The sequence below is a fragment of the Micromonospora sp. CA-248212 genome (assembly GCF_050948405.1).
Classification (GTDB): domain Bacteria; phylum Actinomycetota; class Actinomycetes; order Mycobacteriales; family Micromonosporaceae; genus Micromonospora.
In genome coordinates, this window is record NZ_CP192023.1 from 1,676,338 (window position 1) to 1,701,437 (window position 25,100).

Here is a 25,100-nt window from a genome sequence, read left to right on the forward strand (position 1 = left end):
GGTCTCAGACCGGATCGAGCCAGGGCTGATCGCCCAGCCCGGAGATCTCCAGCACGCGGCGTACCTGCCGGGACGGCAACACGGTGAGCGTGCCGGAGAACCGCTGGGCGAGCCGGACCACCGCGTGGATGGCCGCCGAGTCGAAGAAGGTCACCGCCCGCAGGTCGAGGGTGAGCCGGCTGGCGGGCTCGCGTAGGGCGGTCTGCGCCATCGTGTCGGCCGTCGCCATGTCGACCTCGCCGGTCACCACCACGTGGAGGTGCTCTCCGTCGATCTCCGCGCGGGCGGAGAAGACGGGTGGTGCTCCCCCTTGATCCACGCAGACACGATGGCACAGCCGACCAGGCAGGGCAACAACCGGTACCGACCGGCCGTGGCACGGGTCACGGCGTCAGCGACGATAGGCTGGGGGGCATGACCGTCCGTGCGCCGCTGACCCCCGGCACGCTGTCCCCGACGCGACCGGTGCCCGCCCACATTCCCCGCCCGGAGTACGTGGGTAAGAAGGCGCCGCAGCAGTGGCGCGGCTCGCACGTGCAGACGCCGGAGACCATCGAGAAGATGCGGATCGCCAGCCGCCTCGCCGCCCAGGCGACGCAGCTCGCCGGCGAGCACTGCAAGCCCGGCGTCACCACCGACGAGATCGACCGCGTGGTGCACGAGTTCCTCTGCGACCACGACGCGTACCCGTCGACGCTCGGCTACCGGGGCTACCCCAAGTCCTGCTGCACCAGCCTCAACGAGGTCATCTGCCACGGCATCCCGGACTCCACGGTCCTGGCCGACGGCGACATCATCAACGTCGACGTGACCGCGTTCATCGGCGGTGTGCACGGCGACACGGATGCCACCTTCTGCGTCGGCGAGGTCGACGAGGAGGCGCGGCTCCTCGTCGAGCGCACCCACGAGGCGATGATGCGCGGCATCCGCGCGGTCGCGCCGGGTCGCCAGATCAACGTGGTGGGCCGCGTCATCGAGTCGTACGCCAAGCGGTTCGGCTACGGCGTGGTCCGCGACTTCACCGGCCACGGGATCGGCGAGACCTTCCACAGCGGCCTCTACGTGCCGCACTACGACAGCCCCCGGCCGACGGACGTCATGGAGCCGGGAATGACCTTCACCATCGAGCCGATGATCACCCTCGGCACCTACCAGTACGACATGTGGGACGACGGGTGGACCGTGGTCACCAAGGACCGCAGGTGGACCGCGCAGTTCGAGCACACCATCGTCGTCACCGACGACGGCCACGAGATCCTGACCCTGCCGTGAGCGCGAGGAACGCGGCGAAGCGGAGTCCCGCAGTCGCGAACGAAGGGCGGACGCCGTGACCGAGACCCCCGCCGCCCTGCGCGAGGCGCACCACGCGGACGTCTCCGGTGGCTGGCTGCGCCCGGCGGTCTTCGGCGCGATGGACGGCCTGGTGACCAACATCGCCCTCATCGCCGGCGTCGGCGGCGGTGGCGTCTCGCCGCACAGCATCGTGCTGACCGGCACCGCCGGCCTGGTGGCCGGCGCGATCTCGATGGGGCTCGGCGAGTACACCAGCGTGCGCTCGGCCAACGAACAGGTCGCCGCCGAGGTCGCCAAGGAGCGGCGCGAGCTGGAACGGCACCCCGAGGCGGAGGCGCGCGAGCTGGCCGACGCCTGGGTGGCCCGGGGCCTGCCCCGCGACCTCGCCATGCAGGTCGCCGAGGCGGTACGGCGCGACCCGGAGGAGGCGCTGCGGGTACACGTCCGCGAGGAGTTGGGCGTCGACCCCGACGATCAGCCGAGCCCGTGGGCGGCGGCGATCTCCTCCTTCGTGTTCTTCTCGCTGGGGGCGCTGGTCCCCCTGCTGCCGTACCTGTTGGGCGCCACCGACCTCTGGCTGGCGCTCGCCGTCGGCGGGCTCGGGCTGTTCGCCGCCGGCGCGGTGGTGGCCCGGTTCACGAACCGACCCTGGTGGACCAGCGGCCTGCGTCAACTCGTACTGGGCGCCGCGGCGGCCGGGGCCACCTACCTGGTCGGTTCGCTGATCGGGGTGCAGGGCGGGCTGTGACGCCCGGTCAACCGCCGAGCAGATCGTCGATCGTGCCGTCGACCGGGCGGCCGCGCGCCGCCAGCTCCTCGGCCTGCCGGGTCAGTACCGCACCGACCTCGGTCATGTCCGCGCCGGCCAGACCCGTACGCCGCACCGCGTCGCCCGGATCGCGGAAGTAGGTGCGGCCCAGCAGGCCGGTCACGGTCGCCGCGGCCAACCGCGCCTCACCGAGCATCAGCAGCGCCTGGTCGGTCTCGTACCACTCGGCCAGTCGGGCCGCCCGCGCGTGCGCGGCGCTGCCCCGGTACCAGGCCTGCCGCGCCGCCGTGCTGAACTCCGCCGGCCGGGCCCGGGCGAGTCGGCCGAGGTGCTCGTCGCGCAACGTCCGCAGCCAGCCCGTCGGGTCGAACAGCGACCGGGTGGTGACGTACCGGTCGGCCGTCAGCGGCCACAACGGAGAGAGCATCCGGGCCTGTCCGAGGTAGTCGTCGGCGGCGGCCACGGTCAGGTCGACCAGCACGCCGTCCACCCGCCGGGTCGCCGGCGGCGGCCCGCCCCCCGGCCGGTAGGTGACCACCAGCATCCCCACCTCGCCGTTCCCGCCACCGTCGTCGTCGCCGTGCGCGAGGGGCCCGTGGACGGCGATCGCCAGCACATCGGCCGGGAAACGTCGCTGGATCGCCTCGGCCACCCGCTCCGCCACCGACCACCGTCGGTCATCACCGAGCGCGCTCACGGGTCCACAACCTCCCCTGGGGCGACTGGCGTCAGCCTAGCCAGCCGACGGCGGGCTGGCCGGCCCGCCGCGCCCGGTCGGCACCAGCCGGAAGATGCGGATCTCACGGCCCCCGGCCCGCTCGACGTACGTGCGGTACGCCGGCCACTGGGCGACGAGCAGGTCCCACAGACGGTCCCGCTCGGCCCCGGACGCCGGCTCGGCCCGCACCGGGAGCCGGCGGCCCTTCACGTCCACCTCGGCGGCCGGGTCGGCGAGCAGGTTCATCGCCCAACCGGGCTGGTGGGTCTGCCCCCAGTTGGAACCGATCACCACGTACGCGTCGCCGTCGGGCACGTAGAGCAGGGGGTTGCTGCGCGGTTTGCCGGACCGGCGGCCGGTCGTGGTGATCACCAGGGACGGCAGTAAGCCGAGCGCGACCACCCGTCCGCGGGTGAGCCGGCCGACGATCCGGTCGGCGGGTACGAGCAAGCGGGCGGCGGTCCCGAACCAGCGGTGGTGGCCGAGTCGGCGGGTGAGGGTGGTGAGGGCTGACACGCGGATCAGTCTGCCGGTTGCCCGGCACCGGCGGCACCCCCGGACGGTCCGCTTCCGATGGTGCGGTCAAGGCCTCAGTCGAGGCGACGTTCGATCGGCAGCCGGGCCCGGGTGAACAGGCCCGCGCCGAACATCGCCACCACCGGCACCAGCACCAGGACGCCCAGCGCCGGCCACGGCACCAGGTACGGGTACGGCTCCATCGCCGGCCAGGCCGTCGCGTACTCCCGGTTGGCCGAGAACAGCACGATCGCCGCGGTGCCGAGACCGGCCACGATGCCGAGCGCCGAACCGAGTCCCGCGATCACCCCGGCCTGACAGATCGCCAGCAGCCGGCGTACGGCGGGGGCCGCGCCGACCGCCGCGAGCGTGGACAGCTCGGCGCGGCCCTCGGCGGCGGCGAGCGCCGTGGCGATCCCGGCCGCGCCCATCGTGATCACTCCGGCCGCGGCGGCGAGCAGCAGCAGCAGCGGCGAGTCGTCACGGGGGGCGGCACCCTGCTCCACCTGGAGGGAGAACGTTCCGAAGCCCCGCAGGTCGGCGGTGAACCGGTCCTGGCGATGTTGGCTGGGCGGCGTCGACGTATTGATCACCCAACCGTTCGAGACCGGCTTCAGGGCGAGCTGCCGGGCTGCCGTCGCGGACAGCAGGAGGCGAGGCTGGCCGCGTGTCGGCGTCAGGGCGTACCCGGGCAGGTCCCATCGCGTGGTGGTCACCTCGTCCCGGCCGGCCCGTACCTCGTTCACCTGCACGGTCACCAGGCCGTCGTGCAGGTAGCGCGGATCGGTCACCACCACGCCCCCGGCGTGCAGCACGGCGGTCGCGGCGGTGGTCGCCGCCGGGTCGGCGCCGGTGAGGAGCGGCAGCGCGCTGCCGTCGTCCACGAGCGTCTGCACGTAGCTCCCGAAGTAGTCCGCCGCGCGGTCCCGGCAGCGCGGGTCGGCCAGCGCCTGCCGACGTTGGGTCGCGGACAGGTTGTCCCCGGGCTCAAAGGGGCAGGCATGATCCGCCGGGAGTTCCGGTACGACGGAGCAGTAGCTGGCCGGGCCGCCCACCGACGGGCAGGCCGTGCCCTGCACCAGGGCGACGGCGCTGGCGCCGAGGTGGTGCCGGGCGGCGGTGCTGACCTGCTCCAACGACGGTTCCGGCCGCAGCGCCGGATCATTGCGGTTGACCAGGACGTGACCGGTGGGCAGCAGCGGCTGATAGGTGCGGGCGTCGCGGACCGCGTCGCTGGCCAGGTAGCCGCCGAGCGCGACGCTGCCGGCCACCGCCGCCATCACGGCGCAGATGGCCGGCGCTGCGGCGGCCCGGTTACGGCTCGCGTCGCGCAGCGCGATCCGGGGCGCCGGCGGCAGCAGCCGACCGAGCCGGGCGAGCCCGCCGATCAGGGTGGGTGTGCAACAGACCAGGCCCAGCTCCCCGAGGATCAGACCGGCCAGGATCACCGCGGGGGACGTCCGACTGGCCCCGAACGCCGCGAGCGCCGCCCCGCCGACGACCAGCGCCAATCCGCTGACGAGCGCCCGGGCCCGGGGCGGGGAGGGGTCCGTCGACCGGCGAGCCCGGCCATCACGTCCTGCCGGGCCGCCGTCCAGGCCGGCGCCAACGCCGCCAGCACTCCGGCCAGCACCGCGACCCCGCCGAGCACGACCAGGGCCAGCGGCCAGCAGCGGTACGCGCCGAAGCGGGTGCCGAACACGTACTGCTCCATGACGGGACGTCCGGCGAACGCCGCGCCGACGCCGAGCAGCAGCCCGGCCACGGCGCCCAGCACCCCCAGCACCACCCCGTCGGCGAGCACGACCCGGCGTAGGTGGGCCGCGTCACCGCCGGCCACCGCGACCAGGGCCAGGTCACGGCGTCGACGGCGGACCCCGACGGCGAACGCCGGCCCGACCAGCAGCACCACCTCCAGCAATCCCAGCCCGGCGATCAGCACCATCGTGCTCAGGTCGCTGGTGTTGGCGGGCCCGACGTACCCGATGAAGCTCCGGGAAGACGTCATCGAATCCGGCACGTGGCGGCGCGCCACCACCACTCCGCGTTCGTTGAGCCGGGCGACCATCGCCGCGTCGACGGTGCCGGGCACGTCGATCAGCCACCTGCTGTCCGGCTGCGCATCGGCCCGGCCGACGGCCGCCGGGTGCAGCGCGATCACCGGGCCGAGGTCGTCGGGGAACTCGACCACACCGACCACCGTGTACGTCCGGGTCCGGTCGGCGGTGGGCACCGCCTCGCCGAGGCGTCCGTCCAGCCGGCGCAGCGCCGTCGGACTCAGCGCGACCTCTCCGGGTTGCTGCGGCGCCCGCCCCGAGCGGAACCGCACCAGACCGCGGGCCAGCGGGTCGGTGAGGTCGAGAATCCAGGCCTGGAGGGTCTCGTCGCCGCGCGGGCCCCGCACCGTCACCGGGCTGCCGGCACGTATCTCGGTGACCCGGCTGCCGGGGCCGAGCAACGCGGTCACCTCGTCGGCCGTGGTCGGACGACTCATCGCCGATTGGCCGTCGTCACGGGGATACCAGGTGTCGCCCCACTCGTCCTGAACGACCGGGGTGTCGGCGAACCACCGCAGCTCCGCGTCGGCGACGCCGAGCCGGCGGTCGAGCTGCTCCTGCGGTGTCAGCTCGGCCATGTCGTAGCTCGCCGCCAGAAAGGCCAGCACCAGCACCGGAAGCGCGATCATCGCCAGCACCAGGGCGGTACGCCGTCGCGCCCGTCGCGACTCCCGGCGAGCGATCCGCAGCGCCGCCCGCCACGAGCCGGTCAGTTCGGCGAACCGTCGCCGCCGCCCGGGTTCGAGCGGTGTCGGCGGCCCGACCGGAGGGTCGGCGCTGCCGCGTGTCACCGGCGTCCGGCGCAGGGTCAACGGTCGCTACCGGAGAGGAGTTGCTCGACGCTGCCCAGCGGCGCGGTCGTGTCGACCAGCACGCCGTCGCGCAGGAACACCACCCGGTCGGCCCAGCCGGCGTGCCGCGCCTCGTGGGTGACCAGGATGCCGGCCGCGCCCGCGTCGACCCGGCGGCGCAACAGGTGCAGCACCGCCTCACCGGTCTGCGAGTCGAGCGCCCCGGTGGGTTCGTCGGCGAGCACCAGCCGGCGCTCGCCGACCAGCGCGCGGGCGATGGCCACCCGCTGCTGCTGGCCGCCGGAGAGTTGATCGGGGAAGCGGTCACCCAGCGCGGGCAGGCCCACCTCGGTCAGCGCGGCCAGGGCGGCCGCCCTGGCCCGCCGGCCGCCGACGCCGTCGAGTTCCAGCGGGAGCGCGACGTTCTCCAGCGCGCTCAGGCTGCCGAGCAGGTTGAGGTGCTGGAAGATGTAGCCGATGCGGCGTCGGCGTAGCTGCGCCAGCCCGCGGCGGTCCAGCGCGCCGAGCGGCTGCCCCTCCACCCGGACGTCGCCACGGGTCGGGCGGTCGAGGCCGCCGGCGAGGGCCAGCAGCGTCGACTTCCCGGAACCGGACGGACCCATCACGGCGACCAGCTCGCCCGGCCGAACGACGAGGCTGACACCGCGCAGCGCGTGCACCGCCGCCGGGCCGACCCCGTGGGTGCGGTGGACGGCGCGCAGGTCAAGCACCGCGTCGCCCGATCCGCTCACCGTCGCGCCTCCTCATCGGCCCACCGTGCGGCGTCGGACGCGTCACCAGCGCCCGGTCGGGGCGGGTGCGGCGGCGGTCCACCCGGCCGGTGCCGCACCAGACTGCTCTCGCAGTGGTCCAGCCAGCGCACCTCGGCTTCGGCCTGGAACACCATCGAGTCCAGGACCAGCCGCCACGGCAGGTCCTCCGGCCGGTCGCTGCCGTACTTCAACCGGGTCAACTCCTGCAACGCGCGCATCGTCGCGCTGCGCTGGGCCTGCACCACCGAGCGGACGTCCACGCCGGGCGTGGTGAGTGCCAGGGCCAGTTTGATCGCCAGCTCGTCGCGCGGCCGGTCGGTACGGCTGATCGGCGTGGCGAACCACAGGGTGAGGTCGGCCCGGCCGGCGTCGGTGATCTCGTACGGGCGCTGGCCGGCCTCGCTCTCCGGCAGCGGGCGCACCAGGCCGTCCCGTTCCAGCCGGGCCAGCGTGGTGTAGACCTGCCCGATGTTCAGCGGCCAGGTCGAGCCGGTCGACTCCTCGAAAGCGGCGCGCAGCTGGTAGCCGTACATCTGGCCGCGTTCGAGGAGGGCGAGCAGCCCGTGACGGATGGACATGGCAACGGAGTATGCATACCTGGTATGGGCTCCGCAACCGGGGCGGATCGGTTCAGCTCGGGCGGCCGGGAAATGCGACAGTCGGTGGGGCCACCCCGGCGGCCTTGCGCCACTTGGTGGCCCGCACGGCGTACTCGACGAGGGCGGCCAGCGCCTGGTCCCGGTCGGCGCCGGTGGTGGACGCCAACGCGGCACGCCAGTGCGCCGCGGTGCGCTCCTCCACCTCGATGGCCAGCCGGAGGGCGCTCGCCCGGTTGGTGACCGGGAACGGCAGCGCGTAGCCGGCCCGGCCTGGTGGAACGGTGCCCCCGGCGGCGCTCAACTGCACCACCACCGCGTCGCGTCGGCGTCGGTGCGCGGCCTCCGCCTGGTGGGCGGCGTCGCGGACCGCGCCGGTGAGTCGGACCCCGATCCGCCCGTACGCGTAGATGGCCGCGTACTCGGCGGTGAGCGCGGCGGCGAGGGCCTCCTCGGCGGTGGGCTGCTTCACTTCAGTGCCTCCTGGTGGGTGGCCCGCGCCGCGGCGATCGATCCGAGCAGCGCGGCCCGTGCGGCGGGCGCGGCGGCGCAGGCGGCGGTGGCGGACTGCTGGGCGGCCTTCTCCCGCGCGCGAAGGTCGGCGAGCGCGCCCGCCGGCTCGGTGGCCGCGGTGGCGCTCGGGTCGACGGCGGGCGCGGACGGCAGGGTGATGCCGACGACCCGGGCGAGTTCGGTGGCGTGCGCGGTGTGCGTCTCGGCGATGGGATTGAGGCGGTCGGCCAGGTCCGGGTGGGCGGCGGCGCTCGCCCGGTACGCCGTGGCGAGGCTCAGTGACTCGTCCACCATCGACCGCAGCGGGTCCGGCGGTGGCGTCGGCTCGTCGTCACGGTCGAAAAGATCACAGCCTGTCAGCGGCGCCACCGCGCCGCCGAGTGCCAGGAGAGCGCCGGCCCGGAGGAGCTTTCGCCGAGATTGCCCGAATACTTCGTCGCGCTGAGTCGTTCTGCCGATCCCCACCGGGCAAGTCAACACCATCGGGTCGGGTCCGGGCGTCACCGGCGTCGGTGCGCCGCCCGGCCCGTCGCCCGGCAGGCGCGTTACGCTCTGCGCAGCCACCGGCGCGTCCGCTCCGGTGGCGTGCCGGCATGGCGGGACGACGTCCCGATCGACCAGGGAAAGGGTGCGTACATGACGCAGCGTGGCCGTACCACCAGGTCGACGGGTCGACCCCGCGACGGCGCGGGCCCCCGCGCTCCACGCGGCGGCGGTGATCTCGCGGCCCGCCGTACCCGGTTGCGGACCGTGATCGAGCCGGTGGTCAACGGCGTGGGCTACGACCTGGAGGACCTGTCGGTCTCCCGAGCCGGACGCCGGCACGTGGTGCGGGTGATCGTGGACGCGGACGGCGGGATCGACCTGGACGCCGTCGCGGACGTCTCCCGCGCGGTCTCGAAGGCGCTGGACGCGGCCGAGGAGGCCGACGGCGACATCGTCGCCGGGGAGTACCAGCTCGAGGTCAGCTCGCCCGGCGTGGACCGGCCGCTCACCCTGCCCCGGCACTGGCGACGCAACGTAAGCCGACTGGTCAAGGTCACCGTCCGGGGCGCCGCGGCGCTGCCCGGCCAACGCGGCGAGCAGCCCTCGGGGGACCGTCAGGTGACCGGCCGGGTGCTCGGGGCCGACGACGAGGGCGTACGGCTGGAGACCGACGGCGGCGAGGTCCAGTGGGCATACGCCCAGCTGGGCCCGGGCCGGGTGCAGGTCGAGTTCACCCGCCTCGCCGAGCTGGGTGAGCCGGACGAGTTCGACGACGCGGACGAGACCGACGAGTACGACGATGCAGAAGACATCGACGACGACGATGATGATGTGGAGGACGAGGAGAGGTGAACATCGACCTCGCGGCGCTGCGCGCACTCGAGCGCGAGCGGGAGATCCCGTTCGACACGATTCTCGCGGCGATCGAGACCGCGTTGCTGACCGCCTACCGGCACACTGACGGCGCTGAGCCGCACGCCCGGGTGGAGATCGACCGTAAGTCCGGCGCGGCCCTGGTGTACGCGCAGGAGATGGACGAGGACGGCTCGCTGGTGCGGGAGTGGGACGACACCCCGCACGACTTCGGCCGGATCGCCGCCATGACCGCCAAGCAGGTGATCCTTCAGCGCCTGCGGGAGGCCACCGACGAGGTGCACTTCGGCGAGTACGTGGGTCGCGAGGGTGACCTGGTCACCGGCGTGGTGCAGGCGCACGAGACGCGTACCGAGAAGGGCATCGTCAGCGTCGACCTGGGCAAGCTGGAGGGCGTCCTGCCGCAGTCCGAGCAGGTGCCCGGCGAGCGGTACGCGCACGGTGAGCGCGTCCGGTGCGTGGTGGTGCACGTGGCCAAGGGCATGCGCGGGCCGCAGATCACCCTGTCCCGCTCCCACCCGGCGTTGGTCAAGAAGCTGTTCGCGCTGGAGGTGCCGGAGATCGCCGACGGCACCGTCGAGATCGGCGCGATCGCGCGTGAGGCAGGTCACCGTACGAAGATCGCTGTCCGCTCCACCACCCCCGGCGTGAACGCCAAGGGCGCCTGCATCGGTCCGATGGGTCAGCGGGTGCGCGCCGTGATGAGCGAGCTGCACGGCGAAAAGATCGACATCATCGACTGGTCGGATGACCCGGCCACCTTCGTCGGAAACGCGTTGTCGCCGGCCAAGGCGCTACGGGTCGAGGTCGTGGACCTGGCTGGCCGGGCCGCCCGGGTGACCGTTCCTGACTTCCAGCTTTCGCTCGCCATCGGTCGCGAGGGGCAGAATGCCCGCCTTGCTGCCCGCTTGACCGGTTGGCGGATCGATATTCGGTCCGATGCGGAGCAGCCGGCTCCGGCCGCGCGCGGGGCCGTGGATCAGGTGCGGGAGCCGGGCGGCGCGATCTCGGGCAGCTAGGGGTAGACTTCTTCCAGTGGTACGACGCACTCAGCCGGAGCGCACCTGTGTGGGCTGCCGGCAACGTGCGCCGGCCAGCGAATTGCTGCGGGTCGTCGCGATCAGAGACGAGGCTGGTCACAGCCTCCGGCCTGATCCGCGCCGCAGGCTGCCGGGTCGGGGAGCGAACATGCACCCGGATCCGGCCTGCTTCGCGCTGGCGGTGCGGCGCCGCGCCTTCGGGCGAGCGCTGCGCATCACCGAGGTCCTCGACCACGGTGTGCTGGCAGAGCACGTCGATGCGCCAACCACTACGTCCGGTCAGCCCGACCGGGCGAGGGTCGCTAGCAGGGTAGGACGACCGACATGAGCACACGATGAAGTCCCTGAAATGACCAGGCTTCAAGTGCACGAGTGAGGTCGCTGCGGGTGCTGCCCGCACGACCTCGGAGTGAGGAGTGCAGTGGCAGGCAAGGCCCGCGTACACGAGCTTGCAAAAGAGCTCGGGGTCGAGAGTAAGACCGTTCTCGCCAAGTTGAAGGAAATGGGCGAGTTCGTGAAGTCCGCGTCCAGCACCGTCGAGGCGCCCGTCGCCCGGCGACTGCGTAACGCGTTCGTCGCGTCCGCCGGGTCCCCGGCTCCGGCCGCCCCGTCGGCGCCCGTGTCGACGCCGGCTTCCAACCCGACCCCGACGCCGTCACCGACCCCGGGCGCGCCCCGGGTCTCGGCCAAGCCGATGCCGCCGCGGCGGCCGGCTGCGCCGGTACCCGGTCCGAAGCCCAAGGGTCCGGTGCCCGGTGCGCCGCAGTCGGCGGCCCCGGTCGCCAAGCCGGCGAGTGCCCACGACATCGAGGTGGCGGCCGCGGAGGCGCGCGCCGCCGCGCTGAAGGCTGAGCAGGAGGCCGCGGTCAAGGCCGCGCAGGCCGCCCGCCAGCAGCAGCGTGACAACCCCGTCCGCCGGGAGCCCCCGGCCGACGGCAACCGGCCCGGTCCTCGGCCGGGTCCTGCGGCGATGCCGCCCCGTCCCGGTTCACCGGCAGCTCGTCCGAACACGCCGGCTCCGGGTCCGGGTGCCCGCCCCGGCGGTCGTCCGCCGGCGCGTGGCGCCGGTAACAACCCGTTCGGCATCCAGGGTGGCCAGCAGCAGCAGCGGCCCCGGCCGCCGGCGCGGGTGGCCCCCGGCCGAACAGCCCGGCGGGTATGCCGCCGCGGCCGAGCCCGAACTCCATGCCGCCGCGGCCCAGCCCGGCGTCCATGCCGAGTCAGCGTCCGGCCGCCGGTCGTCCCGGCCCCGGTGGCGCGGGTCGCCCCGGTGGCGGCGCGGGCCGTCCCGGTGGCGGTGGCGGCGGGTTCCGTGGCGGTCCCGGCGGTGGCGGTGGTGGCGGCGGTGGTTACCGCGGCGGCCCCGGTGGCGGTGCGGGTGCCGGCGGTGGCGGTGGCTACCGTGGCGGTCCCGGCGGCGGTGGCGGTGCTCCCGGTGGCGGTTTCCGTCCGGGTGGTCCGGCCGGTGGCGGCGGTCGTCCGGGTGCGGGCGGTCGTGGCCGTGGCGGCGGCGCCGCGGGTGCCTTCGGGCGTCCGGGTGGTCGGCCGACGCGCGGTCGCAAGTCCAAGAAGCAGCGCAGACAGGAGTTCGACAACCTGTCGGCTCCGACCATGAGCTCGGGTGCTCCCCGGGGTCAGGGTCAGGTCGTCCGGCTCTCCCGTGGCGCCTCGCTGTCGGACTTCGCCGACAAGATCAACGCCAACCCGGGTTCGCTGGTCCAGGAGATGTTCAACCTGGGCGAGATGGTCACCGCGACCCAGTCCTGTTCTGACGACACCCTGCACCTGCTGGGTGAGCACCTGGGCTTCGACATCCAGATCGTCAGCCCGGAGGACGAGGACCGCGAGCTGCTCGCGCAGTTCAACATCGACCTCGACGCGGAGGTGGCCGAGGAGCGTCTGGTCAGCCGTGCGCCGGTGGTGACCGTCATGGGTCACGTCGACCACGGTAAGACCAAGCTGCTCGACGCCATCCGTAAGGCGAACGTGGTGGCCGGTGAGGCGGGTGGCATCACCCAGCACATCGGTGCGTACCAGGTCCACGTCCCGCACGAGGGCGAGGACCGGGCGGTCACGTTCATCGACACCCCGGGTCACGAGGCGTTCACCGCCATGCGTGCCCGTGGTGCCCAGGTCACGGACATCGTGATCCTGGTCGTCGCGGCCGACGACGGCGTGATGCCGCAGACCATCGAGGCGTTGAACCACGCCAAGGCGGCCGACGTGCCGATCGTGGTCGCGGTCAACAAGGTCGACAAGCCGGACGCCAACCCGGACAAGGTCCGCCAGCAGCTGACCGAGTACGGCCTGGTCGCCGAGGAGTACGGCGGCGACACCATGTTCGTCAACGTGGCCGCGAAGCCGGGCATCGGCATCGAGGAACTCCTCGAGGCCGTCCTGCTCACCGCCGACGCGTCGCTGGAGCTGACCGCTCCGATCGACGGGCCGGCACAGGGTGTGGCCATCGAGGCGCACCTGGACAAGGGCCGCGGTGCGGTGGCGACGGTGCTGGTGCAGAAGGGCACCCTGCGGGCGGGCGACTCGATCGTCGCCGGTGGGGCGCACGGCCGGGTCCGGGCCATGCTCGACGAGAACGGCAACCAGCTCTCCGAGGCTGGTCCGGCGCGTCCGGTCATGGTGCTGGGTCTGACCGCGCCGCCCGGCGCGGGTGACACGTTCCTCGCCGCGGCGGACGACCGTACGGTGCGGCAGATCGCCGAGCAGCGCCAGGCACGGCGGCGGGCGGCGTCCTTCGCCAACTCCCGTGGCCGGGCCACTCTTGAGACGCTCATGGAGCAGCTCAAGGAGGGCGAGAAGACCTCGCTCAACCTCATCCTCAAGGGCGATGTCTCCGGTTCGGTGGAGGCCCTCGAGGACGCGCTGTTCAACCTCGACATCCCCGAGGAGGTCCAGCTCAAGGTCCTCGACCGGGGCGTCGGCGCGATCACGGAGAGCAACGTCATGCTCGCCAGCGCGTCGTCCGAGCCGGTCACGATCATCGGCTTCAACGTGCGGGCCTCGAACAAGGTCCGCGAGATGGCCGACCGCGAGGGCGTGGAGATCCGGTACTACACCGTCATCTACCAGGCCATCGAGGAGATCGAGGCGGCGCTCAAGGGCCTGCTCAAGCCGGAGTACGAGGAGGCCGAGCTGGGCACCGCGGAGATCCGCGACGTGTTCCGCTCGTCCAAGATCGGCAACATCTCCGGTTGCATCGTCCGGTCGGGCATCATCCGGCGCAACGCGAAGGCTCGGCTGCTTCGGGACGGGACGGTCGTGGCGGACAACCTCACGATCACCTCGCTCAAGCGGTTCAAGGACGACGCCACCGAGGTCCGCGAGGGCTTCGAGTGTGGTCTGACCCTGGGTGGTTACAACAACGTCCAGGTCGGCGACGTCATCGAGACCTTCGAGATGCGGGAGAAGGTTCGCGCCTGATCCGGCAGTGACACGCTGATCAAGGGGTTTACGCCGGCCGGCGTAAACCCCTTGATCATGCGGGGTGGGGTGGCGGTATCGTCCGGGGCGATGTTCACCGGAACCGCGGTCTTCGACCTGCTGCTGCCGGGCGACTCCCGGTCGCTCAAAGCCAAGAGATCATATGTACGGCCGATCGTGGCGGCCCTGCGCCGCTTCGAGGTGTCGGCCGCCGAGGTGGGAGCGCTCGACCTACACGGTCGAGCCCAGATTGCGGTGGCCGTGGTCGCCGCCGAGGCGGCGCACGTCCGCGAGGTGCTCGACTCCTGCGAGCGCCTGATGGCCGCCCGTCCCGAGGTCGAACTGCTGTCGGTTCGACGCCGGCTGTACGGCGTGGACGACGACTGACCCACGGGGCCGGCGGTGCCCGGCGACCGGCGCCGCCGCGAAGGTAGTGTTCGAGATGTTGGCCGGTCGGCCGGCGGCCTCCAGGGCCGCCGGGCCGGCCGGGAGCGGGACGCCGTGGAGGTGGCGAGATGTCTGATCCGGCCAAGGTACGCCGGCACGCGGAACGAGTGCGTGAGCTGGTCGCTTCGGTGGTGCGGAGCCAGATCAAGGATCCGCGCCTGGGCATGATCACCATCACCGATGCCCGGATCACCGCCGACCTGCGCGACGCGACGGTCTTCTACACGGTGCTGGGTGACGCGGTGGCCCAGGCGGACACCGCGGCGGCTCTGGAGAGCGCCAAGGGGTTGCTGCGCAGCACGGTCGGTAAGGCGCTCGGGCTGCGGCACTCGCCCACGCTGACGTTCGTTCTCGACGACGTGCAGGACCAGGTCAAGCACATCGACGACCTGCTCGCCGCCGCGCGCAACGCCGACGCGGAGGTGCAGCGGCTCGCCGCGCGCGCCGAGTACGCGGGCGACGCGCAGCCGTACCGCGTCGAGGACGAGGACGAGGACGAGGACGAGACGGACGAGGAGGCCGACGCGGCCGCCGACGCCACGGAGACCCCCGGGGTGGGGCGGCGCGGTGACGGGCGCCGCCGGTGCCCAACTCGCCGCGACGGTCGACGGCGGCCCGTCCGAGGCGGACTGGGCGGCGGCCGAGGCGCTGATCCGTGCTCTCCCGTCGACCGGCCGGGTGTTGCTGATCTGCCACGTCAACCCGGACGGTGACGCGCTGGGCAGCATGCTCGGCTTCGGTCTGGGCCTGCGTCAGTTCGGCGTACACCGGGTGCAGGCGACCTTTCCCGGGCCGCCGGAGGTGCCCGAGCCGTTGCGGGGTCTGCCCGGGATGGAGCTCCTGGTCCCGGCGGGCGACGCCGACCCCGCGCCGGACCTGGTGATCTGCTTCGACGCGGCCAGCGAGTCGCGCCTCGGCGCGCTGGCCGACCGGCTGTCGACGGCCGGTGCGGCGCTGGTGCTCGACCACCACGCCTCGAATCCGGGCTTCGGCACGGTCAATCTGATCGACCCGGGTGCCGCCGCCACGTCGGTGGTTGCCGATCGGCTCCTGGCGCGGCTGGGCGTGACGACGGACCGGGCCATCGCCGAGTGCCTGTACGTGGCGCTGACCACGGACACCGGCTCGTTCCGCTTCGAGGCGACCACTCCGGCCGTACACCAGATGGCCGCCCGGTTGCTCGCCACCGGCATCTCGCCCGGTGACATCTCCCGGCGCGTCTTCGACACCCGACCCTTCGGAGCGGTTCGGCTCTTCGGCGAGGTGCTCGGCCGTGCCCGTCTGGAGCCGGCCGCCGCCGACGGTCGGGGCCTGGTGTGGACTACCGCCACCCTCGATGACTTGGCCCGCCACGACCAGCCGCCGTACGTGCTGGAGGCGCTCATCGACTCGGTGCGGTGCACCGCCGAGGCGGACGTGAGCTGCGTGCTGAAGCAGACCGCGCCCGACGAGTGGGCCGTGTCGATGCGCAGCAAGGGCGCGGTGGACGTCAGCCGCGTGGCGGTCGCGATGGGCGGGGGCGGCCACCGGTTCGCGGCCGGGTTCACCGGCCGGGGGAGCGCCGAGCAGGTCGTCGAGGCGATCCGCGGCGAGTTGGGCGCGGCGCTGGTCTCCGGCATCGGCTGATCCCCGGCGGCCCGCCCGCTGCGGTGGCGCTGGTGGTCGGCACGGCAAGTTCAGGGTCAGCTCCGGGGAGTGTTGGCCTTCCCGCGCTGGGTGAGACCGGGAAGAATTGCGGGATGGAGCAGCCGCACGATCTCACCGTGGAGGCCCCCCGAGCCTGGGACCGGCCCGCCGTCTCCGTTCCGGTTCTCCTCTGCCTGTCCCTCGTTGGGGGGCGGTTCGCGTCGTTCTCCACGGAGGCGAATCTCTACACGCTCGGCACCGGCGGGGTGTTGATCTGGCTCGGTCTGAGCAACCGGGTGCCCCGGCGTCCGGCGCCGCCCCGGCTGCGCGCGGGGGCGGCCTGGTGGGCCCTGCCCGTCGTGATCTTCGGTGTCTTCGAGGGCGCCACCTTCGTGCTCGCCGTGGGCGACGACTTTCCCACCTTCTCCCGGCTCGCCGACCCCCTGCTGGAAGATCATCTGACTCGGTCGGTGGCGTGGTTCGCCTGGTTGGCCGCGTTCTGGGGATTGGTGCGGCGATGATGCGGGCCCTCGCGATCGGCGGTTTCCTGGCCGCGCTCGTGCTCTTCGCCGTCATCGAGGTGCTGGCCCGCCGGGAGGGCTCCCGGATCCCCACGATGAGCGACGTGTGCGCGTACGTGATGCGCTACGAGGTCGGCCCGGTGCCGGTGGGCAGGATCGGTCTGTTCGGCTTCTGGTGGTGGCTGGGCTGGCACTTCCTGGCCCGGTGAGGCGGGCTGCCGAGAGTCCAAATGGCGGGAACCGTGGGCAACATATGGACCTGAACGATAACTTGGGAAGTGGCCGGCATCACGGTGTGGTGCAGGTCGTGGGTGGTGGTGCCACACCTCGCGCCGCCTCCCTCCAGGGTCGGACCGACCCGGGCTCGCTGCCCAGTCGGCTGCTCCGGTAACCCCGGACCGCCGTGGGGCGCTCAGCACGACCGCCCGTGAGGGCCGCCGCGTGCCGGTGGCTCGCACCCTGGAAGGAGCGCCACCATGCCGAACAAGCCCAAGCCCGAGACCACCGACGACGCCCGCGAGCAGGCCCGCCGCGCGCTGCAGACGTCGATGGACACCCGTCAGTGACCCCCTGGTAGAACAGCGCACTCAAGCACCCACCCGGTCTGCCGATCTTGCACTTGCGGTGGTGACAAAGCTGGTCGACAGGCGCATTTCGCCAGCACAAAGTGCAAGATCGACGAGGTTGGGCACCGCTGCTGGCTCGGTGCGGGGGGTAAGCCTCTGACGCGCTTGTGCTCCTTACCGCGCTCGTGTCAGGATCGTCGGCGATGAGCCAGACCGCCACCGTCGACCGATCCGCCTCGCCACGTCGGATCGCGAGCCTCGCCCTGCCGGCGCTCGTGGTGCTCGCCGCCGAGCCGCTCTACGTGCTCGTCGACACGGCCGTCGTCGGGCACCTCGGTCGCGTACCGCTCGCCGCGCTCGCCGTCGGCGGCACGGTGATGACGCTCACCGCCTGGCTCGGAACGGTCGTCGCGTACGGCACCACGGGGCGTTCGGCCCGTCGCTTCGGCGCCGGCGACCGAGCGGCGGCGGTGGCCGAGGGAGTCCAGTCGTCCTGGCTGGCGCTCGGCGTCGGACTGCTGGTCGCGATCGGCATGCAGATCGGCGGGGGCGCGTTGGCGCGTACCCTCGCCGGAGGTGGTGGCGACGTGGCCGGCGCCGCCGCCGCGTGGCTGCGCGTCGCGGCGCTCGGCGCCCCTGGCCTGCTGCTCGCCGCGGCCGGCAACGGCTGGCTGCGCGGCGTGCAGGACACCCGTCGCCCGCTGTACTTCGTGCTCGGCCCCAATCTGGTCTCCGGCCTGCTCTGCCCGCTGCTGGTCTACCCCGCCGGCCTGGGGCTGACCGGCTCGGCGGTCGCCAACGCGGTCGCGCAGACCCTCTCTGGCGTGCTCTTCGCCGGGGCGCTGGTCGCCGAGCGGGTGTCGCTGCGGCCCCGGCCGCGCCTGATCCGCGACCAGTTGGTGCTCAGCCGGGACCTGCTGATCCGGGGTCTGGCGTTCCAGGCGAGCTTCCTCTCCGCGACGGCGGTCGCCGCCCGCTTCGGCGCCGCCGCCGTCGGCGCCCACCAGATCGCCCTGCAACTGTGGTTCTTCACCGCGCTGGTGCTCGACGCGCTCGCCATCGCCGCGCAGTCCCTCATCGGCGCCGCGCTCGGGTCGGGCGACGCGGCGGGCGCGCGGGCGCTGGCCCGCCGGATCGGACTGCTCGGCGGCGTCTGCGGCGTCGCCTTCGCCGTGGTCATCGCCGCCGGCGCGGGCGTCGTGCCGTCCTGGTTCAGCTCCGACGGGCAGGTACGGGAGCAGGCAATGGTCGCCTGGCCCTGGTTCGTCGCCATGCTGCCGCTGGCCGGTGTCGTGTTCGCGCTCGACGGCGTGTTGATCGGCGCCGGTGACGTCCGTTACCTGCGCAATCTCACCATCGTGGCGGCGCTCGGCGGCTTCCTGCCGGCCATCTGGCTGGCGTACGTGCTCAACCTGGGACTCGGTGGCATCTGGGCGGGACTCACCCTGTTCGTGGTGATCCGACTCGTCGCCCTGTTGCTGCGGGTCCGCTCCGGCGGCTGGGCGGTCGTCGGGGCGGTTCGCTGACCCGCCCGCCGGTCAACAGCGGACGGTGGTCGGCGGGGGCGCGTCGAGGTCGAAGATCGTGCCCGGGTCGCCCGCGGGTATCCGATCCCCGTGCGTGTCGGCCACCCAGAACTGCTCCTGCACCCAGCCGTCACGGAGCTTGCCGCAGTCCGCGTTCCAGGTCACCACCTTCGCTGAGACGATCCGCAGGCCTTGAGTGGAAGCCGGCACGTCCTCCGGGTGCGGCACCTGCCACACCACACGGTCACGCAGCGCCACCACACTGGCGCCGGCCGGCGCTCGCAGGTCCACGTCGAAGGGGTACGCCCACACGAACTCCGTGGAGACCTCCAGCATCCGGGTGCCGTTCTCCGTGGTGGCCCGGTAACTGACCCGTCCGTCGGCCCGGATACCGAGCTCCCAGTCCGAGGGCGACGCCATCCGGGTCGCGTACCGCAGGAAGGCGTTGCCGGTGAAGTCCGACCTGAGCTGCTCACGAATGTCCGGGGCGAGCAGCCGGAGGAACGGTTCCGGGTCGCCCGAGAGCATGGACGTGTCCAGTCGGCTCTCGATCAACCCTTTACGCACCGTCTCCAACGCCGCCCCTACCTGGGCCTCGGTGAAGGGCCCGGTGGCCTTCGCCGTCGGCATCCGCACGGCCTGTTCACCGGGGGCGAAGGAGGCTGCCGGTGAGCCGGCGAACAGGTCCCGCGGTTCGCCCACTCTGCTCACCGCTGCGGTGCCGCTCGGGGTGGGAGTCGCCGAGGTGGACGTGCGGACGTTGTCGGCCAGCCGGTCGACGATCACCAGGCCTCCGCCGACCATCGCCACAGCCAGCAGGAGTCCAAGTCCCAGCATCAGCGCGCCGTTGTGCCGGGCGGAGAAGAAGCGGACCCGATCCCAGCCGGCGGGCTGGTGCTCGGTCCGCGCCGAGTTCATCCACTCCGGGAGCGCCACCGGGTTGACCTCCGCGACGGCGGCCGGCGGCGAGGGCGGATCGGTCGGGCCCGGGGGTGTGGGCTCGTTCGGCGCAGTCTGCGTCATGGCTCTTCCCGTCAGTAATCGCCGCTGGCGGCCAGCGCGAGCAGATAGTAGGCGCCCGTCACCAGAGCGGTGCCGAGGACACCAGCCGCGATGAAGGACAGCACGGCGACGAGGTGTGGATGCGTCTCGCTCCACCGAGCCCGGTCGCGCCGGTGCCACATCGCGCGGCGGGCCGTGCGCAGCGGCGGCGACCGTTCGATCAGATCGTCGACGTAGCGTGCCGGGGTTCGCCGCTTCGGTGTCGGCTGCCGCATCCACTGCGGCAGATCGACCCGAGCGCGGTGCTCGTGGGCCGGACGGCGGTCGGGGGTCATCGGAGTCCTGGTCCTCGTCTACGGGTGCGGGCGGATGATCTTCGCATCTTCGAGAGGACGTTGGCCGACCCGTGGGACAAACCGACCGAACCAGCGAATCGGCCGGACCTGCGCAAGCGGAGGCTCCGGTCACGGCGGGCGTGCCCACGCAGCGCGCGGTCCGGGTCGTCTGGCAGGCTTGGCCGACGTGAGCACCGATGGTCTGATCGTCGTCGACAAGCCCGGCGGCATGACGTCGCACGACGTGGTGGCGCGGATCCGCCGACTGGCGAAGACCCGGCGGGTGGGACACGGCGGCACCCTCGACCCGATGGCCACCGGCGTACTGGTGATCGGCGTCGGCCGTGCCACCCGGCTGCTGACCTACGTGATCGGTGCGGGCAAGAGCTATACCGGCACCATCCGGCTGGGGCAGGCCACCGTCACCGACGACGCCGAGGGCGACGTGATCGCCACGACCCCGGCCGGTCACGTCACCGACGAGGCCGTCCACGCCGCGCTGACCGCGCTGAGCGGCGAGGTCGACCAGGTGCCGAGCGCCGTCAGCGCCATCAAGATCGACGGACAGCGGGCGTACAAGCGGGTCCGCGACGGTGAGAGCGTCGACCTGCCCGCGCGTCGGGTGACCATCTCCCGGCTGGAGGTGCTGGCGATCCGCCGCGGCGAGCCGGACGTGGTGGACGTGGACATCGACGTGACCTGCTCCTCGGGCACGTACATCCGGGCCATCGCCCGGGACGCGGGCCTGGCCCTCGGTGTCGGCGGGCACCTCACCGCGCTGCGCCGGACCGCGGTGGGTGGCTTCGCCCTCGCCGAGGCGGCCACCCTCGAACAGCTCGAGGAGCGCGCCCCGGAGGTGGTGAACCTGCCGCTCGACGCGGCGGCCGACCGGTTCTTTCCCCGCCGTGACGCGACCCCCGACGAGGCGAAGGTGCTCGGCCACGGCGGGCCGCTGGACCCGGCCGGCATCGCCGGGCCGTACGCCGTGTTCGGCCCCACCGGAGGTCTGATCGCTATCGTCAGCGAGCGGGACGGCCGAGCCCGCGCGGAAATCGTGCTCGCCCCGGCCTGACAGCCGGCGCTGGCGCATCGCTCTGCGCACGGCGCGCGTCGATCAGCGTTAACAAGGTGCCCTTCCTATGCACCAGGCGTTAGGAGGGGGCCCTTCCTTACGGAGAGGAACGGCATGCAGCGGTGGCGGGGGTACGACGCGGCGCCCGGAGGATGGGGGCGCTCGGTCGTCACCATCGGCGTCTTCGACGGCGTGCACAAGGGGCACCAGGCGACCATCGGACACGCCGTGGCCCGTGCCCGGGAGCTGGGCGTGCAGTCCGTGGTGGTCACGTTCGATCCGCACCCGGCCGAGGTGGTCCGCCCCGGCTCACATCCCGCGATCCTCACCGAGCCGGGCCGCAAGGCCGAGTTGATCGAGGCCCTCGGCGTGGACGTGCTGTGTGTGGTGCCGTTCACTCCCGAGTTCTCGCGGCTGCCGCCCGAGCAGTTCGTGCACGACATCCTGGTCGAACACCTGCACGCGGCGCTGGTGGTGGTCGGCGACAACTTCCGCTTCGGGCACCGCGCGGCCGGCGACGTGGCACTGCTGGAGCGGCTGGGCCAGACCTTCGGCTTCGGTGTGGAGGGCAGTCCGCTGATCGCCGCGGCCGGCACGGTCTTCTCCTCCACGTACATCCGCTCCTGCGTCGACGCGGGCGACGTGGGCACGGCGGCGGACGCGCTGGGGCGCGCGCACCGGGTGGAGGGCGTGGTGGTCCGTGGTGACCAGCGCGGCCGGGTGCTGGGCTTCCCCACCGCGAACCTGCTCTGCCACCGGTACGCGGCGGTGCCCGCCGACGGGGTGTACGCGGCCCGCATGATCCGCCGGGGCCAGCCCGAGCCGCTGATGGCCGCGGTGTCGGTCGGCACCAACCCGACCTTCTCCGGCCGGGAGCGGCGGGTCGAGGCGTACGCGCTGGACTTCTCCGGTGATCTCTACGGCGAGCGACTGGCGCTGGACTTCGTGACGCACCTGCGCGGTCAGGTCCGGTACGACTCGATCGAGCCGCTGATCGCCCAGATCGAAGAGGACGTCGAGCGCACCCGACGCGCGCTGGGCTGACCATCCGGGGGGCCACGCGGGGCCTTGGCCGGGTGTTACCGGCGGGTGCTGGTAGTCTTGCGGAGACGTCGGGTGACCGGCGTGGGGCCTCGCGTGCCTGCTCGACGCCGCGGGTGCGAGGAACCGGTCCGTTCCCGGTCTCATCGGGACGACGGACACCTACTTGATCAACCCACCGAAACAGGGAGAACATGGCGCTCGACCAGGAAGCCAAGGCCAGCATCCGCGCGGAGTACGCGACCGCCGAGGGCGACACCGGTTCGCCGGAGGTCCAGGTCGCGGTCCTCACCAAGCGGATCGCCGAGCTGACCGAGCACCTGAAGGTGCACAAGCACGACCACCACAGCCGCCGAGGGCTGCTGCTGCTGGTCGGCCGTCGCCGTCGGCTGCTCAACTACGTCCAGAAGAAGGACATCGCCCGCTACCGGACGCTCATCGAGCGGCTCGGTCTGCGCCGGTGACGTGACGGGGGAGCGGCCGTACGGCGGCTCCCCCGACCCGCGTCCCACCTGAAAGAAAACGGGCCGCGCGACCACCCGAGAGGGAGCCGGTCAGCGTACCGGTCTCCGGTAGTGGCCCCCGGGAACCCGGCAGCACGCCGGCCACCCGGGCGCTTCGATCGAAGACCGGCCGGCTGAGCAGCTCCCCGACGTCGTGGGCCCACGACGCGAAGGAGCACGACAGCACATGACCGAGACCAAACTCGGCACCGAATCCCGCACCGCCGTGATCGACAACGGGGCCTTCGGCACCCGCGAGATCACCTTCTCCACCGGTCGGCTGGCTCGCCAGGCCGCCGGTTCCGTCATCGCCCAACTGGGCGAGACGGTCGTCCTCTCCGCCACCACCGCCGGCAAGCAGCCGAAGGAGCAGTTCGACTTCTTCCCGCTGACCGTCGACGTCGAGGAGCGGATGTACGCCGCGGGCCGCATTCCCGGCTCGTTCTTCCGCCGCGAGGGCCGGCCCAGCGAGGACGCCATCCTCACCTGCCGCCTGATCGACCGGCCGCTGCGCCCGTCGTTCGTCAAGGGCCTGCGCAACGAGGTCCAGGTCGTCGAGACCATCCTCGCGCTCGACCCGGCGCACCCGTACGACGTCGTGGCGATCAACGCCGCCTCGATGTCGACCAAGCTCTCCGGTCTGCCGTTCTCGGGCCCGATCGGCGCGACCCGCGTCGCGCACATCGACGGCCAGTGGGTCGCCTTCCCGACCCTGGAGGAGCTGGCTCGCGCCACCTTCGACATGGTCGTGGCCGGCCGCACCCTGGAGGACGGCGACGTCGCGATCATGATGGTCGAGGCCGAGGCCACCCCGAACGCCGTGACCCTGATCGCGGGCGGCGCCACCGCGCCGACCGAGGAGGTCGTCGCCAGCGGCCTGGAGGCCGCCAAGCCGGCCATCCGCGAGCTGTGCCGGGCGCAGGCCGAGCTGGCCGAGGTCGCCGCCAAGCCGGTCGCCGAGTTCCCGGTCTTCCTGGACTACCAGGACGACGTGTTCGACGCGGTCGCCGACGTGGCCCGCGCCGAGGTCGCCGAGGCGATCACCATCGCCGGCAAGGCCGACCGCGAGGAGGCCCTGGACCGGGTCAAGGCTCGGGTCGCCGAGGAGCTGGGCGCTCGGTTCGAGGGTCGGGAGAAGGAGCTGTCCGCTGCCTTCCGGTCGCTCACCAAGTCCGAGGTGCGCAATCGCGTGCTGCGCGAGCAGGTCCGCATGGACGGGCGTGGCCCGCGCGATATCCGGGCGCTGACCGCCGAGGTCGGCGTGCTGCCCCGGGTGCACGGTTCGGCGCTGTTCGAGCGCGGCGAGACCCAGATCCTGGGCGTCACCACGCTGAACATGCTCCGCATGGAGCAGATGGTGGACACGCTGTCCCCGGAGAACCGCAAGCGCTACATGCACAACTACAACTTCCCGCCGTACTCGACCGGTGAGACCGGCCGGGTCGGCTCGCCGAAGCGGCGCGAGATCGGCCACGGGGCGCTCGCCGAGCGGGCGCTGATTCCGGTGCTGCCGTCGCGCGAGGAGTTCCCGTACGCCATCCGGCAGGTCTCCGAGGCGCTCGGCTCCAACGGCTCCACCTCGATGGGCTCGGTCTGCGCGTCGACGCTGGGCCTGCTCTCCGCGGGTGTCCCGCTGAAGGCGCCGGTCGCCGGCATCGCGATGGGGCTCATCTCCGACGAGGTGGACGGCAAGACCCAGTACGTGACGCTGACCGACATCCTCGGTGCCGAGGACGCGTTCGGTGACATGGACTTCAAGGTCGCCGGCACCCCGGAGTTCGTCACCGCGCTGCAGCTCGACACCAAGCTCAACGGCATCCCGTCGGACGTGTTGGCCGCCGCCTTGCAGCAGGCCAACGAGGCCCGGCAGGTCATCCTCGGTGTCATGAAGGCGGCGATCGAGGCTCCGGCCGAGATGTCCGACTACGCGCCGCGGGTCACCACCGTCAAGATCCCGGTCGACAAGATCGGCATGGTGATCGGCCCGAAGGGTCAGACCATCAACGCGATCCAGGACGAGACCGGCGCCGAGATCTCCATCGAGGACGACGGCACGATCTACGTCGGCGCCACCAACGGCCCGTCGGCCCAGGCGGCTGTCGACCGGATCAACGGGATCGCCAACCCGACGCTGCCGAAGCAGGGCGAGCGCTTCCTCGGCACGGTGGTCAAGACCGCCGCGTTCGGCGCGTTCATCTCGCTGCTGCCGGGCCGCGACGGCCTGCTGCACATCTCCAAGGTGGGCGACGGCAAGCGGGTCGAGCGGGTTGAGGACTTCCTCAACGTCGGCGACCGGGTCGAGGTCGAGATCGCGGACATCGACGCCCGCGGCAAGATCTACCTGGACAAGGTCCGCCCGGAGGGCGCCGAGGCGCCGGCCGCTGGTGAGGCCGCGGGTGGCGACCGCCCGTCCGGCCGGGACCGGGGCGACCGGGGTCCGCGTGACCGGGGTGACCGCGAGCGTGGCGGCGACCGGGGCGGGCGTGGCCCGGAGCGTGGCGGCGAGGGCGGCAACGGCGGCGGCGAGGGTGGTGGCGACGGCGGCGAGCGTCCGCGTCGCCGGACCCGGCACAGCTGACCACCAGCACCTGTAACACC

The 25,100-nt window shown here is 72.7% G+C and carries 25 protein-coding genes and 2 pseudogenes; 16 read left to right on the top strand and 11 right to left on the bottom strand.

Annotation, left to right across the window (positions count from 1 at the left end; genetic code table 11):
* Nucleotides 1-4: 4 nt before the first annotated feature.
* Nucleotides 5-319 carry an STAS domain-containing protein gene (locus ACQP03_RS08380; protein ID WP_357122383.1) on the bottom strand — a complete coding sequence of 105 codons (315 nt, stop codon included), beginning with the start codon at nucleotides 317-319 and terminating at the stop codon, nucleotides 5-7.
* Between the two features lie 95 nt (nucleotides 320-414).
* Between ACQP03_RS08380 and map the strand changes: the two genes are divergently transcribed.
* Both map and ACQP03_RS08390 read left to right on the top strand, forming a co-directional pair.
* A complete protein-coding gene (gene map, locus ACQP03_RS08385; RefSeq protein WP_357122386.1) occupies nucleotides 415-1,272 on the top strand; it encodes a type I methionyl aminopeptidase in 858 nt (285 codons plus the stop codon).
* A 55-nt stretch (nucleotides 1,273-1,327) separates the two neighbouring features.
* The gene (locus ACQP03_RS08390) at nucleotides 1,328-2,041 is read left to right on the top strand and encodes a VIT1/CCC1 transporter family protein (protein ID WP_357122389.1); all 714 of its coding nucleotides are present in this window, start codon (nucleotides 1,328-1,330) and stop codon (nucleotides 2,039-2,041) included.
* Nucleotides 2,042-2,048: 7 nt separating this feature from the next.
* Here ACQP03_RS08390 and ACQP03_RS08395 read toward each other — a convergent pair whose 3' ends face one another.
* The 8 genes from ACQP03_RS08395 to ACQP03_RS08430 form a co-directional block, all read right to left on the bottom strand.
* Nucleotides 2,049-2,759, bottom strand: a complete 711-nt coding sequence (locus ACQP03_RS08395) for a nucleotidyltransferase domain-containing protein (protein ID WP_357122392.1) — start codon at nucleotides 2,757-2,759, stop codon at nucleotides 2,049-2,051.
* Between the two features lie 36 nt (nucleotides 2,760-2,795).
* Nucleotides 2,796-3,296, bottom strand: a complete 501-nt coding sequence (locus ACQP03_RS08400) for a nitroreductase/quinone reductase family protein (protein WP_357122395.1) — start codon at nucleotides 3,294-3,296, stop codon at nucleotides 2,796-2,798.
* A gap of 74 nt (nucleotides 3,297-3,370) precedes the next feature.
* Nucleotides 3,371-4,807, bottom strand: coding sequence for a hypothetical protein (locus tag ACQP03_RS08405; protein WP_433460773.1), 1,437 nt, complete (start codon nucleotides 4,805-4,807; stop codon nucleotides 3,371-3,373).
* Complete coding sequence (locus ACQP03_RS08410; RefSeq protein WP_433460774.1) at nucleotides 4,741-6,144, bottom strand: FtsX-like permease family protein; 1,404 nt, start codon at nucleotides 6,142-6,144, stop codon at nucleotides 4,741-4,743. The genes ACQP03_RS08405 and ACQP03_RS08410 overlap by 67 nt, the downstream gene beginning before the upstream one ends.
* A gap of 17 nt (nucleotides 6,145-6,161) precedes the next feature.
* Nucleotides 6,162-6,896, bottom strand: coding sequence for an ABC transporter ATP-binding protein (locus tag ACQP03_RS08415; RefSeq protein ID WP_396833351.1), 735 nt, complete (start codon nucleotides 6,894-6,896; stop codon nucleotides 6,162-6,164).
* Complete coding sequence (locus ACQP03_RS08420; protein WP_357122401.1) at nucleotides 6,893-7,495, bottom strand: PadR family transcriptional regulator; 603 nt, start codon at nucleotides 7,493-7,495, stop codon at nucleotides 6,893-6,895. The genes ACQP03_RS08415 and ACQP03_RS08420 overlap by 4 nt, the downstream gene beginning before the upstream one ends.
* Nucleotides 7,496-7,547: 52 nt before the next feature.
* Nucleotides 7,548-7,985 (bottom strand): ferritin-like domain-containing protein, encoded by a 438-nt coding sequence (locus ACQP03_RS08425; protein WP_355051637.1) that lies wholly within the window; start codon nucleotides 7,983-7,985, stop codon nucleotides 7,548-7,550.
* Nucleotides 7,982-8,509, bottom strand: a complete 528-nt coding sequence (locus ACQP03_RS08430) for a hypothetical protein (protein WP_357123341.1) — start codon at nucleotides 8,507-8,509, stop codon at nucleotides 7,982-7,984. Before ACQP03_RS08430 ends, ACQP03_RS08425 begins: the two co-directional genes overlap by 4 nt.
* A gap of 153 nt (nucleotides 8,510-8,662) precedes the next feature.
* Here ACQP03_RS08430 and rimP point away from each other — a divergent pair, with 153 nt between their 5' ends.
* The 10 genes and pseudogenes from rimP (at nucleotide 8,663) to ACQP03_RS08480 (ending at nucleotide 18,549) form a co-directional block, all read left to right on the top strand.
* Nucleotides 8,663-9,364, top strand: coding sequence for a ribosome maturation factor RimP (gene rimP / locus ACQP03_RS08435; protein ID WP_357393699.1), 702 nt, complete (start codon nucleotides 8,663-8,665; stop codon nucleotides 9,362-9,364).
* The gene (gene nusA / locus ACQP03_RS08440; protein WP_357122410.1) at nucleotides 9,361-10,404 is read left to right on the top strand and encodes a transcription termination factor NusA; all 1,044 of its coding nucleotides are present in this window, start codon (nucleotides 9,361-9,363) and stop codon (nucleotides 10,402-10,404) included. Before rimP ends, nusA begins: the two co-directional genes overlap by 4 nt.
* A 16-nt stretch (nucleotides 10,405-10,420) precedes the next feature.
* Nucleotides 10,421-10,753, top strand: coding sequence for a YlxR family protein (locus ACQP03_RS08445; protein WP_357122413.1), 333 nt, complete (start codon nucleotides 10,421-10,423; stop codon nucleotides 10,751-10,753).
* A gap of 93 nt (nucleotides 10,754-10,846) precedes the next feature.
* Nucleotides 10,847-13,863, top strand: a pseudogene (infB, locus tag ACQP03_RS08450) (translation initiation factor IF-2).
* A 90-nt stretch (nucleotides 13,864-13,953) separates the two neighbouring features.
* The gene (locus ACQP03_RS08455) at nucleotides 13,954-14,250 is read left to right on the top strand and encodes a DUF503 domain-containing protein (RefSeq protein WP_357175144.1); all 297 of its coding nucleotides are present in this window, start codon (nucleotides 13,954-13,956) and stop codon (nucleotides 14,248-14,250) included.
* A gap of 128 nt (nucleotides 14,251-14,378) precedes the next feature.
* A pseudogene (gene rbfA / locus ACQP03_RS08460) lies at nucleotides 14,379-14,804 on the top strand (30S ribosome-binding factor RbfA); the annotation flags it as partial.
* Nucleotides 14,805-14,877: 73 nt separating this feature from the next.
* On the top strand, nucleotides 14,878-15,936 hold the full coding sequence (locus tag ACQP03_RS08465; protein ID WP_357393703.1) for a DHH family phosphoesterase: 1,059 nt from the start codon (nucleotides 14,878-14,880) through the stop codon (nucleotides 15,934-15,936).
* A 113-nt stretch (nucleotides 15,937-16,049) separates the two neighbouring features.
* Nucleotides 16,050-16,457: a hypothetical protein gene (locus tag ACQP03_RS08470; protein WP_357122428.1), complete on the top strand. Its 408-nt coding sequence runs from the start codon at nucleotides 16,050-16,052 to the stop codon at nucleotides 16,455-16,457.
* Nucleotides 16,457-16,666, top strand: a complete 210-nt coding sequence (locus ACQP03_RS08475) for a DUF6186 family protein (RefSeq protein WP_357123344.1) — start codon at nucleotides 16,457-16,459, stop codon at nucleotides 16,664-16,666. Before ACQP03_RS08470 ends, ACQP03_RS08475 begins: the two co-directional genes overlap by 1 nt.
* 560 nt (nucleotides 16,667-17,226) lie before the next feature.
* Nucleotides 17,227-18,549 (top strand): MATE family efflux transporter, encoded by a 1,323-nt coding sequence (locus tag ACQP03_RS08480; RefSeq protein WP_357122431.1) that lies wholly within the window; start codon nucleotides 17,227-17,229, stop codon nucleotides 18,547-18,549.
* A gap of 12 nt (nucleotides 18,550-18,561) precedes the next feature.
* Here ACQP03_RS08480 and ACQP03_RS08485 read toward each other — a convergent pair whose 3' ends face one another.
* A complete protein-coding gene (locus tag ACQP03_RS08485; protein WP_357393705.1) occupies nucleotides 18,562-19,572 on the bottom strand; it encodes a hypothetical protein in 1,011 nt (336 codons plus the stop codon).
* A gap of 11 nt (nucleotides 19,573-19,583) precedes the next feature.
* Nucleotides 19,584-19,886: a hypothetical protein gene (locus tag ACQP03_RS08490; protein WP_357122437.1), complete on the bottom strand. Its 303-nt coding sequence runs from the start codon at nucleotides 19,884-19,886 to the stop codon at nucleotides 19,584-19,586.
* Nucleotides 19,887-20,073: 187 nt separating this feature from the next.
* On the opposite strand from ACQP03_RS08490, the gene truB reads away from it, so the two are divergent.
* The 4 genes from truB (at nucleotide 20,074) to ACQP03_RS08510 (ending at nucleotide 25,080) form a co-directional block, all read left to right on the top strand.
* Nucleotides 20,074-20,958: a tRNA pseudouridine(55) synthase TruB gene (gene truB, locus ACQP03_RS08495; RefSeq protein ID WP_357122440.1), complete on the top strand. Its 885-nt coding sequence runs from the start codon at nucleotides 20,074-20,076 to the stop codon at nucleotides 20,956-20,958.
* Between the two features lie 114 nt (nucleotides 20,959-21,072).
* Entirely contained in the window at nucleotides 21,073-22,002 is a 930-nt protein-coding gene (locus ACQP03_RS08500) for a bifunctional riboflavin kinase/FAD synthetase (protein WP_357122443.1), read from the top strand.
* Nucleotides 22,003-22,193: 191 nt separating this feature from the next.
* Nucleotides 22,194-22,463, top strand: coding sequence for a 30S ribosomal protein S15 (rpsO, locus tag ACQP03_RS08505; protein WP_007456699.1), 270 nt, complete (start codon nucleotides 22,194-22,196; stop codon nucleotides 22,461-22,463).
* A gap of 226 nt (nucleotides 22,464-22,689) precedes the next feature.
* On the top strand, nucleotides 22,690-25,080 hold the full coding sequence (locus tag ACQP03_RS08510; RefSeq protein WP_357122447.1) for a polyribonucleotide nucleotidyltransferase: 2,391 nt from the start codon (nucleotides 22,690-22,692) through the stop codon (nucleotides 25,078-25,080).
* Nucleotides 25,081-25,100 lie beyond the last annotated feature (20 nt).

What these genes read in the sequence shown, in the direction of transcription:
- ACQP03_RS08480 (WP_357122431.1), top strand. Translation starts at nt 17,227, where the DNA reads ATGAGCCAGACCGCCACCGTCGACCGATCCGCCTCGCCACGTCGGATC.
- ACQP03_RS08500 (WP_357122443.1), top strand. Translation starts at nt 21,073, where the DNA reads ATGCAGCGGTGGCGGGGGTACGACGCGGCGCCCGGAGGATGGGGGCGC.
- map (WP_357122386.1), top strand. Translation starts at nt 415, where the DNA reads ATGACCGTCCGTGCGCCGCTGACCCCCGGCACGCTGTCCCCGACGCGA.
- ACQP03_RS08470 (WP_357122428.1), top strand. Translation starts at nt 16,050, where the DNA reads ATGGAGCAGCCGCACGATCTCACCGTGGAGGCCCCCCGAGCCTGGGAC.
- rimP (WP_357393699.1), top strand. Translation starts at nt 8,663, where the DNA reads ATGACGCAGCGTGGCCGTACCACCAGGTCGACGGGTCGACCCCGCGAC.
- ACQP03_RS08475 (WP_357123344.1), top strand. Translation starts at nt 16,457, where the DNA reads ATGCGGGCCCTCGCGATCGGCGGTTTCCTGGCCGCGCTCGTGCTCTTC.
- ACQP03_RS08485 (WP_357393705.1), bottom strand. Translation starts at nt 19,572, where the DNA reads ATGACGCAGACTGCGCCGAACGAGCCCACACCCCCGGGCCCGACCGAT.
- ACQP03_RS08420 (WP_357122401.1), bottom strand. Translation starts at nt 7,495, where the DNA reads ATGTCCATCCGTCACGGGCTGCTCGCCCTCCTCGAACGCGGCCAGATG.
- rpsO (WP_007456699.1), top strand. Translation starts at nt 22,194, where the DNA reads ATGGCGCTCGACCAGGAAGCCAAGGCCAGCATCCGCGCGGAGTACGCG.
- ACQP03_RS08455 (WP_357175144.1), top strand. Translation starts at nt 13,954, where the DNA reads ATGTTCACCGGAACCGCGGTCTTCGACCTGCTGCTGCCGGGCGACTCC.
- ACQP03_RS08490 (WP_357122437.1), bottom strand. Translation starts at nt 19,886, where the DNA reads ATGACCCCCGACCGCCGTCCGGCCCACGAGCACCGCGCTCGGGTCGAT.
- ACQP03_RS08510 (WP_357122447.1), top strand. Translation starts at nt 22,690, where the DNA reads ATGACCGAGACCAAACTCGGCACCGAATCCCGCACCGCCGTGATCGAC.
- ACQP03_RS08430 (WP_357123341.1), bottom strand. Translation starts at nt 8,509, where the DNA reads ATGGTGTTGACTTGCCCGGTGGGGATCGGCAGAACGACTCAGCGCGAC.